This window comes from Pseudomonas sp. BT76 TE3572 (assembly GCF_050435365.1).
Classification (GTDB): Bacteria; Pseudomonadota; Gammaproteobacteria; order Pseudomonadales; family Pseudomonadaceae; genus Aquipseudomonas; species Aquipseudomonas fluorescens_W.
Genome location: NZ_JBNDKE010000001.1, coordinates 4350898 through 4363941, shown reverse-complemented (window position 1 = coordinate 4363941; position 13044 = coordinate 4350898). Strand labels below are relative to the sequence as shown.

General features: G+C 54.8%; 6 protein-coding genes, 2 tRNA genes and 4 rRNA genes. 8 read left to right on the top strand and 4 right to left on the bottom strand.

Annotated features, from left to right (window positions below):
- Nucleotides 1-118: 118 nt before the first annotated feature.
- The 4 genes from ABH912_RS19700 to ABH912_RS19685 all read right to left on the bottom strand — a co-directional run bounded on the left by ABH912_RS19700 (nt 119) and on the right by ABH912_RS19685 (nt 4351).
- Nucleotides 119-1555 carry an NAD(P)(+) transhydrogenase (Re/Si-specific) subunit beta gene (locus tag ABH912_RS19700; protein WP_074872384.1) on the bottom strand — a complete coding sequence of 479 codons (1437 nt, stop codon included), beginning with the start codon at nt 1553-1555 and terminating at the stop codon, nt 119-121.
- On the bottom strand, nt 1555-1878 hold the full coding sequence (locus ABH912_RS19695) for an NAD(P) transhydrogenase subunit alpha (RefSeq protein ID WP_003187010.1): 324 nt from the start codon (nt 1876-1878) through the stop codon (nt 1555-1557). The genes ABH912_RS19700 and ABH912_RS19695 overlap by 1 nt, the downstream gene beginning before the upstream one ends.
- Before the next feature lie 15 nt (nt 1879-1893).
- Nucleotides 1894-3015, bottom strand: a complete 1122-nt coding sequence (locus tag ABH912_RS19690; RefSeq protein ID WP_033059884.1) for a Re/Si-specific NAD(P)(+) transhydrogenase subunit alpha — start codon at nt 3013-3015, stop codon at nt 1894-1896.
- A 436-nt stretch (nt 3016-3451) separates the two neighbouring features.
- On the bottom strand, nt 3452-4351 hold the full coding sequence (locus ABH912_RS19685) for a LysR family transcriptional regulator (protein ID WP_033059886.1): 900 nt from the start codon (nt 4349-4351) through the stop codon (nt 3452-3454).
- A 157-nt stretch (nt 4352-4508) separates the two neighbouring features.
- Here ABH912_RS19685 and ABH912_RS19680 point away from each other — a divergent pair, with 157 nt between their 5' ends.
- The 8 genes from ABH912_RS19680 (at nt 4509) to rrf (ABH912_RS19645) (ending at nt 13004) form a co-directional block, all read left to right on the top strand.
- Complete coding sequence (locus tag ABH912_RS19680) at nt 4509-5690, top strand: acyl-CoA dehydrogenase (protein ID WP_033059888.1); 1182 nt, start codon at nt 4509-4511, stop codon at nt 5688-5690.
- Between the two features lie 12 nt (nt 5691-5702).
- Nucleotides 5703-6923, top strand: coding sequence for a CaiB/BaiF CoA transferase family protein (locus ABH912_RS19675; RefSeq protein ID WP_033059889.1), 1221 nt, complete (start codon nt 5703-5705; stop codon nt 6921-6923).
- 642 nt (nt 6924-7565) lie between these two features.
- Nucleotides 7566-9104, top strand: a 16S ribosomal RNA gene (locus ABH912_RS19670).
- An 83-nt stretch (nt 9105-9187) separates the two neighbouring features.
- Nucleotides 9188-9264 (top strand) — tRNA-Ile (locus tag ABH912_RS19665).
- A 27-nt stretch (nt 9265-9291) separates the two neighbouring features.
- Nucleotides 9292-9367: transfer RNA gene (locus tag ABH912_RS19660), tRNA-Ala, on the top strand.
- A 248-nt stretch (nt 9368-9615) separates the two neighbouring features.
- Nucleotides 9616-12507, top strand: a 23S ribosomal RNA gene (locus ABH912_RS19655).
- Nucleotides 12508-12666: 159 nt separating this feature from the next.
- Nucleotides 12667-12782: ribosomal RNA gene (gene rrf / locus ABH912_RS19650) — 5S ribosomal RNA — on the top strand.
- A gap of 106 nt (nt 12783-12888) precedes the next feature.
- A 5S ribosomal RNA gene (gene rrf / locus ABH912_RS19645) occupies nt 12889-13004 on the top strand.
- The 16S, 23S and 5S rRNA genes sit together here with 2 tRNA genes alongside, the layout of an rRNA operon.
- Nucleotides 13005-13044 lie beyond the last annotated feature (40 nt).

Genomic DNA, 13044 nt, shown 5'->3' with positions numbered 1-13044 from the left:
CCGCTACCATGGTCGAATGCAGAGCCCTGATTTAGAGCCTTTGGTCGGTTTTTGGCGGGCAATAAAAAACCCCAGCCTACTAAAGGCTGAGGTTTTGGGTATTGCGCTGGAGCAGGTTTTACTCGACGGCTTTGACCATGTCTTCGATGACTTTCTTGGCGTCGCCGAAGACCATCATGGTTTTGTCGAGGTAGAACAGTTCGTTGTCCAGACCGGCATAGCCGCTGGCCATCGAGCGCTTGTTGACGATGATGGTCTTGGCCTTGAACGCTTCGAGAATCGGCATGCCGGCAATTGGCGATTTCGGATCGTTCTTGGCGGCCGGGTTGACCACGTCGTTGGCGCCCAACACCAGCACCACGTCGGCTTGGCCAAACTCGGAGTTGATGTCTTCCATCTCGAACACCTGGTCGTAAGGCACTTCGGCCTCGGCCAGCAATACGTTCATGTGGCCAGGCATACGACCGGCGACCGGGTGGATCGCGTACTTCACGGTCACGCCACGGTGAGTCAGCTTCTCGGTCAGCTCTTTCAGCGCGTGCTGCGCCCGTGCCACTGCCAGGCCGTAGCCTGGAACGATGATCACGGTGTCGGCATTGGTCAGCAGGAAGGTCGCGTCGTCAGCCGAACCGGATTTCACCGGGCGGGCTTCTTTCGAGCCAGCAGGACCTGCCGCATCTGCGGTGTTGCCGAAACCACCGAGCAGTACGTTGAAGAACGAACGGTTCATCGCTTTGCACATGATGTACGAGAGGATCGCACCGGACGAACCCACCAGCGAACCGGCGATGATCAGCATCGAGTTGTTCAGCGAGAAGCCGATGCCCGCCGCTGCCCAGCCGGAGTAGCTGTTGAGCATCGACACCACCACCGGCATGTCCGCGCCGCCGATCGGGATGATGATCAGCACGCCCAGCACAAAGGCCAGGGCCAGCATCAGCGCGAAGGCGTTCAGGTTACCGGTCAGCATGAAGGTCACGCCGAGGCCCAGTGTCGCCAGGCCCAGCAGCAGGTTCAGCTTGTGCTGGCCGCCGAACTGTACGGGTGCGCCCTGGAACAGGCGGAACTTGTATTTGCCCGACAGCTTGCCGAACGCGATTACCGAACCGGAGAAGGTGATTGCACCGATGGCGGCACCGAGGAACAGCTCCAGGCGGTTACCGGCAGGAATCGCATCGCCCAGTTGCTTGACGATACCCAGCGATTGCGGCTCTACGACAGCAGCGATCGCAATGAACACCGCGGCCATACCGATCATGCTGTGCATGAAGGCGACCAGTTCCGGCATTTTGGTCATTTCAACGCGCTTGGCCATGATCGACCCGGCGGTACCGCCGACCAACAGACCGACGATGACGTAACCGATACCGGCGGTGGCCAGCTCGGCGCCCAGCTTATAGACGAGGCCCACGGTGGTGAGGATCGCCAATGCCATGCCGAGCATGCCGTACACATTGCCGCGCCGCGACGTGGTCGGGTGCGAGAGGCCCTTAAGAGCCTGGATGAAGCAGATCGACGCGATCAAGTAGAGCGTCGTTACAAGATTCATGCTCATTACTTAGGCGCCTCTTCTTTTACTGCTTTTGGGGCTTTTTTCTTGAACATCTCAAGCATCCTGCGGGTAACCAGGAAGCCACCAAATACGTTCACCGCTGCCAGAGCTACCGCCAGGGTGCCCATGGTTTTGCCCAGCGGTGTGACGGTCAATGCCGCTGCCAGCATGGCGCCGACGATCACAATCGCCGAAATGGCGTTAGTCACCGCCATCAAAGGCGTGTGCAGTGCAGGTGTAACGTTCCAGACCACGTGATAACCGACATAAATCGCCAGCACGAAGATGATCAGGTTGTAGATACCGGGGGAGATAAGCTCTTCCATCGTCTGAATCCCTGCTTAGGCGTTTTTGCGGATGACTTGGCCGTCGCGGCACATCAGGCACGCGGCGACGATGTCGTCTTCGAGGTTGATCTCGAACTGGCCTTCTTTGTTGAAGACCAGCTTCAGGAAGTCCAGCAGGTTGCGCGCGTACAGTGCCGAAGCGTCTGCCGCGACTGCGCCGGCCAGATTGGTCGGGCCGCAAATGATCACGCCATTTTCGACGACGACTTGGTCAGCCACGGTCAGCGGGCAGTTGCCGCCCTGGGCTGCCGCGAGGTCGATGACCACCGAGCCCGGCTTCATCTGCGCCACGGTTTCCGCGCTCAACAAGGTCGGTGCCTTGCGGCCCGGGATCAGTGCCGTGGTGATGACAATGTCAGCCTGTTTGGCGCGTTCGTGCACGGCCAGGGCCTGACGTTGCATCCAGCTGGCGGGCATTGGTCGTGCGTAACCGCCGACACCGACGGCGCATTCGCGTTCTTCATCGGTCTCATAAGGCACGTCGACGAACTTGGCGCCGAGGGATTCGATCTGCTCTTTTACTGCAGGACGCACGTCAGACGCTTCGATCACTGCACCCAGACGTTTCGCCGTAGCGATCGCCTGCAAACCGGCTACACCTGCGCCGAGAATCAGCACGCGCGCCGCTTTCACGGTACCCGCAGCAGTCATCAGCATCGGCATGAAGCGTGGATAGTGGTGAGCGGCCAGCAACACGGCTTTATAGCCGGCGATGTTGGCTTGGGAGGACAGCACATCCAGGCTCTGAGCGCGGGAGGTACGCGGCGCGGCTTCCAGTGCGAAAGCGGTAATGCCGCACTCAGCCAGCTTGGCAATGGTTTCATTGCTGAACGGGTTGAGCATGCCCACCACAACGGTGCCGCTTTTAATCAGCGTCAGCTCGCTGTCGCTGGGGGCGACCACCTTGAGAATCAGCTCGGCACCAAACGCATCGTTGGCGCTGCCAATAATTGCGCCTGCCGCTTCATAGGCACTGTCGACAACGCTGGCGTTAATGCCGGCGCCGCGTTGCACAGTGACCTTATGACCCTGGCCGATCAGCTTCTTGATGGTTTCCGGGGTTGCAGCAACCCGTGTTTCACCGGTCTGGGTTTCGAGAGGAACACCAATGTGCACGTCAAATCTCCTGCGTGATCTTATTGAGTAAACCCAGGCACTTCGGATGGTGCGGCTGGGGGCGGCCGATCAGCACGATCCCGCCAAATCAGGGCGGGGCGCGGCATTTTGCAGGCGAACTTAGTACCCTTCAAGGGTTTATGACGGGTGACGGAAAATTAACTACAAGTCACCCCGTGACCGAATGTCGCAACTAACCGGTTCAATCCCTTGCAGGCCGTGCCTTGTAAGGATTCTTGTAAAAATTGAAGAATTTACGCATCGGTCAGGTGAATGAGTCGTTATTGCTCCGCAATAGAGGCTCAAGGCCACGTTTTCAGGCTCTTGTGGGACGTTTGTACTGCTTGTCGGTACAGTCTTCGAATATGCGACAAATACTTATATCTGTAGTGCTTTGATTTTGCTGACTACGCAGTCAGCTAATAGTGAAAAGCCTTTATCCTTCTAGGCTGTAGCTCTGTGCCTGATTGACCAGCCAATCGCGAAATGCCCTTAAAGAGGCCGATTCGACCTTTCGCTCAGGAATCATCAGGTAATACGCCTTGATGCTGGAGAGTGCCTGGGGGTTGGCAATCACCAGGCGCTTCTCGGCCAGTTCGCGTTGAATCAGGAACGGCGGAATCAGCGCTATTCCCATATCGTGCATGGCCGCTTGAGCAAGCATGGAGAATAGCTCGTAGCGCGGTCCTGTCATGTCTCGTGGGACATTTAGGTTTTGGGAGTTGAACCACTGACGCCAGGCATAAGGGCGAGTGGTCTGCTGCAATAGGGGCAATTCGGCGATATCGCCGGGAGACAGGGTTGTCTTTTTCCCCATGAGATTAGGGCTGCACACCGGCATCGGATTTTCGCCCATCAGCCTGTGGGATTCAGTACCCGACCAGTCCGCGTCACCAAAATAGATCGCGGCATCGAAGTCGGTGTCGGCAAACAGGAAGGGGCGCGTTCGGTTGGTGAGGTTGACCGTCACTTCCGGGTGTTTTTGCTGGAAATCCTTGAGTCGTGGCAGCAGCCATTGAGTGCCGAAGGTTGGAACCACGGCCAGCTCGATCACGTTGGCACCTTGCTGACCCATCACTGACAAGGTGTCGCGCTCTACCGCATCGAGTTGGGTGGCTACCCGGCGGCTGTAGGAAAGGCCCGCCTCCGTCAGCTTGACTCCACGTCGCGAGCGTCGGAACAGTTCTACGCCGAGGAACTCCTCAAGGCTGGCGATCTGTCGGCAAATGGCGCCTTGAGTGAGCGAAAGCTCCTGGGCTGCCTTGGTAAAACTTTCGTGGCGAGCCGCCGCTTCAAAGCTGATCAGGGCCGTTGTGCTGGGGATTTTCCTGCGCATGTACGTCAACCTCACTAATACATCGCATAAAAGCTATTTTGCGATGTTTCGGAGTGAGAAATTAGCACAACAGTATGCAAAATCCTCGTTTGCCGTAACGCCGAACCCGGCCTAGGATCAGCCCACGTTATTTGACCCGATTCGAGAGGACACACTCATGGGCGGTAAAGCTAGCTTCAACTGGATCGATCCCCTGCTGCTGGATCAACAGCTCACCGAAGAAGAACGCATGATCCGTGACACCGCTGAGCAATTCGCTCAGCAGAAGCTCGCGCCGCGTGTTCTCGAAGCTTTCCGCCATGAAAAGACCGACCCGGCAATCTTCCGCGAGATGGGCGAAATAGGCCTGTTGGGCGCAACTATCCCTGAGCAGTATGGTGGCAGCGGCCTGAACTACGTCAGCTACGGCCTGATCGCCCGTGAAGTCGAGCGCGTCGACTCCGGCTACCGCTCGATGATGAGCGTGCAGTCCTCGCTGGTCATGGTGCCGATCAATGAATTTGGTACCGAAGCCCAAAAGCAGAAGTACCTGCCAAAACTTGCAACGGGCGAATGGATTGGTTGCTTCGGTCTGACCGAGCCTGACCACGGTTCTGACCCGGGTTCGATGATTACTCGTGCACGCAAAGTGGAAGGCGGCTACAGCCTGACCGGCAGCAAGATGTGGATTACCAACAGCCCGATCGCCGACGTGTTCGTGGTCTGGGGCAAGGACGATGCCGGCGATATCCGTGGCTTCGTTCTGGAGAAAGGCTGGAAAGGCCTGAGTGCTCCGGCGATTCACGGCAAGGTCGGCCTGCGTGCGTCCATCACCGGTGAGATCGTCATGGACAACGTGTTTGTTCCTGAAGAGAACATCTTCCCTGACGTCCGCGGTCTGAAAGGCCCTTTTACCTGCCTCAACTCGGCGCGTTACGGCATTTCCTGGGGCGCACTGGGCGCTGCCGAGTTCTGCTGGCACACCGCTCGCCAATACACCCTGGATCGTCAGCAGTTTGGGCGCCCGTTGGCTGCTACTCAGCTGATCCAGAAGAAGCTGGCCGACATGCAGACCGAGATCACTATGGCGCTGCAAGGTTGCCTGCGTCTGGGTCGCATGAAAGATGAAGGCACGGCGGCAGTGGAGATCACTTCGATGATGAAGCGCAACTCCTGCGGCAAGTCCCTGGACATTGCCCGGATGGCGCGCGACATGTTGGGCGGTAACGGTATTTCCGATGAGTTTGGTGTTGCTCGCCACTTGGTCAACCTGGAAGTGGTGAATACCTACGAAGGTACGCATGACGTCCACGCTCTGATCCTTGGTCGTGCGCAAACCGGCCTTCAAGCGTTCTATTAATAGGAGAACGCCATGGGCGCGCTTTCGCATCTACGGGTACTGGATTTATCGCGGGTGCTGGCCGGGCCTTGGTCCGGGCAAATACTGGCGGACCTTGGCGCCGAGGTGATCAAGGTCGAGCGCCCGGGCAATGGCGATGACACGCGCGCCTGGGGGCCTCCCTTCCTTAAAGACGCTTACGGCGAGAACACTAGCGAGGCCGCCTATTACTTGTCGGCCAATCGCAACAAGCAATCGGTGACCATCGACTTCACTCGGCCTGAAGGGCAGAAGCTGGTGCGTGATCTGGCGGCGAAGTCGGACATCCTGATCGAGAACTTCAAGGTCGGTGGGCTGGCGGCATATGGTTTGGACTATGAGTCTCTAAAGGCGATCAATCCGAATCTGATCTATTGCTCGATTACCGGGTTTGGTCAGACAGGCCCTTACGCCAAGCGCGCGGGTTATGACTTCATGATCCAGGGGCTGGGCGGTCTGATGAGTCTGACGGGGCGACCTGAAGGCGATGAAGGTGCCGGGCCGGTGAAAGTCGGCGTGGCGCTGACAGACATTTTGACCGGTCTCTATTCGACCGTGGCGATCCTAGCGGCGCTTGCGCATCGGGATCATGACGGTGGCGGTCAGCATATTGATATGGCGCTGCTGGATGTTCAGGTGGCTTGTCTGGCTAACCAGGCAATGAATTACCTGACCACGGGCAATGCTCCGAAGCGCCTGGGTAATGCTCATCCGAATATCGTGCCCTATCAGGACTTTCCTACGGCGGATGGAGACTTCATCCTCACCGTGGGTAATGACGGACAGTTTCGCAAGTTTGCTGAAGTGGCTGGTCAGCCGCAGTGGGCAGATGATCCACGCTTTGCGACCAACAAGTTGCGGGTGGCGAATCGTGCGGTGTTGATTCCGCTTATTCGCCAGGCGACTGTGTTCAAGACGACTGCTGAGTGGGTGCTGCAGCTGGAGCAAGCAGGTGTGCCGTGCGGTCCGATCAATGACCTGGCTCAGATGTTTGAGGACCCTCAGGTTAAGGCGCGCGGGTTGGCGATCGAGCTGCCCCATGTGCTGGCCGGGATGGTGCCGCAGGTGGCGAGTCCGATTCGACTGTCCGAAACGCCTGTGGAGTATCGCAATGCGCCTCCTCTATTAGGGGAGCATACGTTGGAGGTTCTGCAGCGGGTGTTGGGTCTGGATGCCAGCGTTGTGGCTGCGTTCAAAGAGGCCGGGGTGCTCTGAGGATTTCTTCTATATAGAGGGAGTGGTTTTACTCTCCTATATAGAGAGGTAACGGGCTGCTTTTCGGCGTTCTGCAAGTGTTTGATAGAAAAGCGCAATTAAGGGTTGACGGCAGATTCTGGAAGTCTATAATTCGCCCCACTTCCGGCGCAGTCGAAACGGAAAACTCCTTGGCAAACAACGAGTTACGCAGTTTTCGACAGCGAGTGGCTTCAGCTCATCGAAGCCCAGAAGGAGTTGAAAGAGCAAGGTGGTTTGGCTCTTTTGACGATTCGATCTTCTCGGTCGAAAGCGGAACAAAAGAGGTGTTGACAGCAGCGAGTAACGCTGTAGAATTCGCCTCCCGCTAACGAGAGATCGAAAGCGCAAGTGGTTGAAGTTGCAAAGGAAACTTTGAAAACTTCGAAAAATAACCGCTTGACAGCAACAGAGGCTGCTGTAGAATGCGCGCCTCGGTTGAGACGAAAGATCTTAACCAACCGCTCTTTAACAACTGAATCAAGCAATTCGTGTGGGTGCTTGTGGAGTCAGACTGATAGTCAACAAGATTATCAGCATCACAAGTTACTCCGCGAGAAATCAAAGATGTAACCAACGATTGCTGAGCCAAGTTTAGGGTTTCTTAAAAACCCAAAGATGTTTGAACTGAAGAGTTTGATCATGGCTCAGATTGAACGCTGGCGGCAGGCCTAACACATGCAAGTCGAGCGGCAGCACGGGTACTTGTACCTGGTGGCGAGCGGCGGACGGGTGAGTAATGCCTAGGAATCTGCCTGGTAGTGGGGGATAACGCTCGGAAACGGACGCTAATACCGCATACGTCCTACGGGAGAAAGCAGGGGACCTTCGGGCCTTGCGCTATCAGATGAGCCTAGGTCGGATTAGCTAGTTGGTGAGGTAATGGCTCACCAAGGCGACGATCCGTAACTGGTCTGAGAGGATGATCAGTCACACTGGAACTGAGACACGGTCCAGACTCCTACGGGAGGCAGCAGTGGGGAATATTGGACAATGGGCGAAAGCCTGATCCAGCCATGCCGCGTGTGTGAAGAAGGTCTTCGGATTGTAAAGCACTTTAAGTTGGGAGGAAGGGCATTAACCTAATACGTTAGTGTTTTGACGTTACCGACAGAATAAGCACCGGCTAACTCTGTGCCAGCAGCCGCGGTAATACAGAGGGTGCAAGCGTTAATCGGAATTACTGGGCGTAAAGCGCGCGTAGGTGGTTTGTTAAGTTGGATGTGAAATCCCCGGGCTCAACCTGGGAACTGCATTCAAAACTGACAAGCTAGAGTATGGTAGAGGGTGGTGGAATTTCCTGTGTAGCGGTGAAATGCGTAGATATAGGAAGGAACACCAGTGGCGAAGGCGACCACCTGGACTGATACTGACACTGAGGTGCGAAAGCGTGGGGAGCAAACAGGATTAGATACCCTGGTAGTCCACGCCGTAAACGATGTCAACTAGCCGTTGGGAGCCTTGAGCTCTTAGTGGCGCAGCTAACGCATTAAGTTGACCGCCTGGGGAGTACGGCCGCAAGGTTAAAACTCAAATGAATTGACGGGGGCCCGCACAAGCGGTGGAGCATGTGGTTTAATTCGAAGCAACGCGAAGAACCTTACCAGGCCTTGACATCCAATGAACTTTCCAGAGATGGATTGGTGCCTTCGGGAACATTGAGACAGGTGCTGCATGGCTGTCGTCAGCTCGTGTCGTGAGATGTTGGGTTAAGTCCCGTAACGAGCGCAACCCTTGTCCTTAGTTACCAGCACGTAATGGTGGGCACTCTAAGGAGACTGCCGGTGACAAACCGGAGGAAGGTGGGGATGACGTCAAGTCATCATGGCCCTTACGGCCTGGGCTACACACGTGCTACAATGGTCGGTACAGAGGGTTGCCAAGCCGCGAGGTGGAGCTAATCCCAGAAAACCGATCGTAGTCCGGATCGCAGTCTGCAACTCGACTGCGTGAAGTCGGAATCGCTAGTAATCGCGAATCAGAATGTCGCGGTGAATACGTTCCCGGGCCTTGTACACACCGCCCGTCACACCATGGGAGTGGGTTGCACCAGAAGTAGCTAGTCTAACCTTCGGGAGGACGGTTACCACGGTGTGATTCATGACTGGGGTGAAGTCGTAACAAGGTAGCCGTAGGGGAACCTGCGGCTGGATCACCTCCTTAATCGACGACATCAGCTGCTCCATAAGTTCCCACACGAATTGCTTGATTCATTGAAGAAGACGATAAAGAAGCAGCCCGAAATTGGGTCTGTAGCTCAGTTGGTTAGAGCGCACCCCTGATAAGGGTGAGGTCGGCAGTTCGAATCTGCCCAGACCCACCAATTTTGTGTGGGAACCTGTAGAAATACGGGGCCATAGCTCAGCTGGGAGAGCGCCTGCCTTGCACGCAGGAGGTCAACGGTTCGATCCCGTTTGGCTCCACCACTACTGCTTCTGTTGTTGAAAGCTTAGAAATGAGCATTCCATCGTGATGATGGTGAATGTTGATTTCTAGTCTTTGGCTAGATCGTTCTTTAAAAATTTGGGTATGTGATAGAAAGATAGACTGAACGTTACTTTCACTGGTAACGGCTCAGGCTAAGGTAAAATTTGTGAGTTGCTCTTAATTGAGTATTATCGAATTTTCGGCGAATGTCGTCTTCACAGTATAACCAGATTGCTTGGGGTTATATGGTCAAGTGAAGAAGCGCATACGGTGGATGCCTTGGCAGTCAGAGGCGATGAAAGACGTGGTAGCCTGCGAAAAGCTTCGGGGAGTCGGCAAACAGACTTTGATCCGGAGATGTCTGAATGGGGGAACCCAGCCATCATAAGATGGTTATCTTAAGCTGAATACATAGGCTTAAGAGGCGAACCAGGGGAACTGAAACATCTAAGTACCCTGAGGAAAAGAAATCAACCGAGATTCCCTTAGTAGTGGCGAGCGAACGGGGACTAGCCCTTAAGTGGCTTTGAGATTAGCGGAACGTTCTGGAAAGTACGGCCATAGTGGGTGATAGCCCTGTACGCGAAAATCTCTTAGTCATGAAATCGAGTAGGACGGAGCACGAGAAACTTTGTCTGAATATGGGGGGACCATCCTCCAAGGCTAAATACTACTGACTGACCGATAGTGAACTAGTACCGTGAGGGAAAGGCGAAAAGAACCCCGGAGAGGGGAGTGAAATAGATCCTGAAACCGTATGCGTACAAGCAGTGGGAGCCCACTTTGTTGGGTGACTGCGTACCTTTTGTATAATGGGTCAGCGACTTATTTTCAGTGGCGAGCTTAACCGAATAGGGGAGGCGTAGCGAAAGCGAGTCTTAATAGGGCGTCTAGTCGCTGGGAATAGACCCGAAACCGGGCGATCTATCCATGGGCAGGTTGAAGGTTGGGTAACACTAACTGGAGGACCGAACCGACTACCGTTGAAAAGTTAGCGGATGACCTGTGGATCGGAGTGAAAGGCTAATCAAGCTCGGAGATAGCTGGTTCTCCTCGAAAGCTATTTAGGTAGCGCCTCATGTATCACTGTAGGGGGTAGAGCACTGTTTCGGCTAGGGGGTCATCCCGACTTACCAAACCGATGCAAACTCCGAATACCTACAAGTGCCGAGCATGGGAGACACACGGCGGGTGCTAACGTCCGTCGTGAAAAGGGAAACAACCCAGACCGTCAGCTAAGGTCCCAAAGTTATGGTTAAGTGGGAAACGATGTGGGAAGGCTTAGACAGCTAGGAGGTTGGCTTAGAAGCAGCCACCCTTTAAAGAAAGCGTAATAGCTCACTAGTCGAGTCGGCCTGCGCGGAAGATGTAACGGGGCTCAAACCATACACCGAAGCTACGGGTATCACTTAGGTGATGCGGTAGAGGAGCGTTCTGTAAGCCTGTGAAGGTGAGTTGAGAAGCTTGCTGGAGGTATCAGAAGTGCGAATGCTGACATGAGTAACGACAATGGGTGTGAAAAACACCCACGCCGAAAGACCAAGGTTTCCTGCGCAACGTTAATCGACGCAGGGTTAGTCGGTCCCTAAGGCGAGGCTGAAAAGCGTAGTCGATGGAAAACAGGTTAATATTCCTGTACTTCTGGTTATTGCGATGGAGGGACGGAGAAGGCTAGGCCAGCTTGGCGTTGGTTGTCCAAGTTTAAGGTGGTAGGCTGGAATCTTAGGTAAATCCGGGATTCCAAGGCCGAGAGCTGATGACGAGTTACCCTCTGGGTGACGAAGTGGTTGATGCCATGCTTCCAAGAAAAGCTTCTAAGCTTCAGGTAACCAGGAACCGTACCCCAAACCGACACAGGTGGTTGGGTAGAGAATACCAAGGCGCTTGAGAGAACTCGGGTGAAGGAACTAGGCAAAATGGCACCGTAACTTCGGGAGAAGGTGCGCCGGTGAGGGTGAAGCATTTACTGCGTAAGCCCATGCCGGTCGAAGATACCAGGCCGCTGCGACTGTTTATTAAAAACACAGCACTCTGCAAACACGAAAGTGGACGTATAGGGTGTGACGCCTGCCCGGTGCCGGAAGGTTAATTGATGGGGTTAGCTAACGCGAAGCTCTTGATCGAAGCCCCGGTAAACGGCGGCCGTAACTATAACGGTCCTAAGGTAGCGAAATTCCTTGTCGGGTAAGTTCCGACCTGCACGAATGGCGTAACGATGGCGGCGCTGTCTCCACCCGAGACTCAGTGAAATTGAAATCGCTGTGAAGATGCAGTGTATCCGCGGCTAGACGGAAAGACCCCGTGAACCTTTACTATAGCTTTGCACTGGACTTTGAATTTGCTTGTGTAGGATAGGTGGGAGGCTTTGAAGCGTGGACGCCAGTTCGCGTGGAGCCAACCTTGAAATACCACCCTGGCAACTTTGAGGTTCTAACTCAGGTCCGTTATCCGGATCGAGGACAGTGTATGGTGGGTAGTTTGACTGGGGCGGTCTCCTCCTAAAGAGTAACGGAGGAGTACGAAGGTGCGCTCAGACCGGTCGGAAATCGGTCGTAGAGTATAAAGGCAAAAGCGCGCTTGACTGCGAGACAGACACGTCGAGCAGGTACGAAAGTAGGTCTTAGTGATCCGGTGGTTCTGTATGGAAGGGCCATCGCTCAACGGATAAAAGGTACTCCGGGGATAACAGGCTGATACCGCCCAAGAGTTCATATCGACGGCGGTGTTTGGCACCTCGATGTCGGCTCATCACATCCTGGGGCTGAAGCCGGTCCCAAGGGTATGGCTGTTCGCCATTTAAAGTGGTACGCGAGCTGGGTTTAGAACGTCGTGAGACAGTTCGGTCCCTATCTGCCGTGGACGTTTGAGATTTGAGAGGGGCTGCTCCTAGTACGAGAGGACCGGAGTGGACGAACCTCTGGTGTTCCGGTTGTCACGCCAGTGGCATTGCCGGGTAGCTATGTTCGGAATAGATAACCGCTGAAAGCATCTAAGCGGGAAACTAGCCTCAAGATGAGATCTCACTGGGACCTTGAGTCCCCTGAAGGGCCGTCGAAGACTACGACGTTGATAGGTTGGGTGTGTAAGCGCTGTGAGGCGTTGAGCTAACCAATACTAATTGCCCGTGAGGCTTGACCATATAACACCCAAGCAATTTGCTGACCTGAAAAGGCACCAGATTGCGGTGTGTGAAGACGAAACGAACCGAAAGTTCGAGATACTCACAAAACACCAAACTATCGCATACCCATTCGCTGGAGCGTGAGCCGTTAAGGCAAACGACCTGGCTACCGAATTTCTTGACGACCATAGAGCATTGGAACCACCTGATCCCATCCCGAACTCAGCAGTGAAACGATGCATCGCCGATGGTAGTGTGGGGTTTCCCCATGTGAGAGTAGGTCATCGTCAAGATTAAATTCCGAAACCCCTATCTGCGTATGCAGGTAGGGGTTTTGTTTTAGTAGAAGTCACCAGTTTTGCTGGCACGTTACACCGTAACGGGCTAGTCACAGAATTTCTTGACGACCATAGAGCATTGGAACCACCTGATCCCATCCCGAACTCAGCAGTGAAACGATGCATCGCCGATGGTAGTGTGGGGTTTCCCCATGTGAGAGTAGGTCATCGTCAAGATTGAATTCCGAAACCCCTGTCTGCTAACGCAGACAGGGGT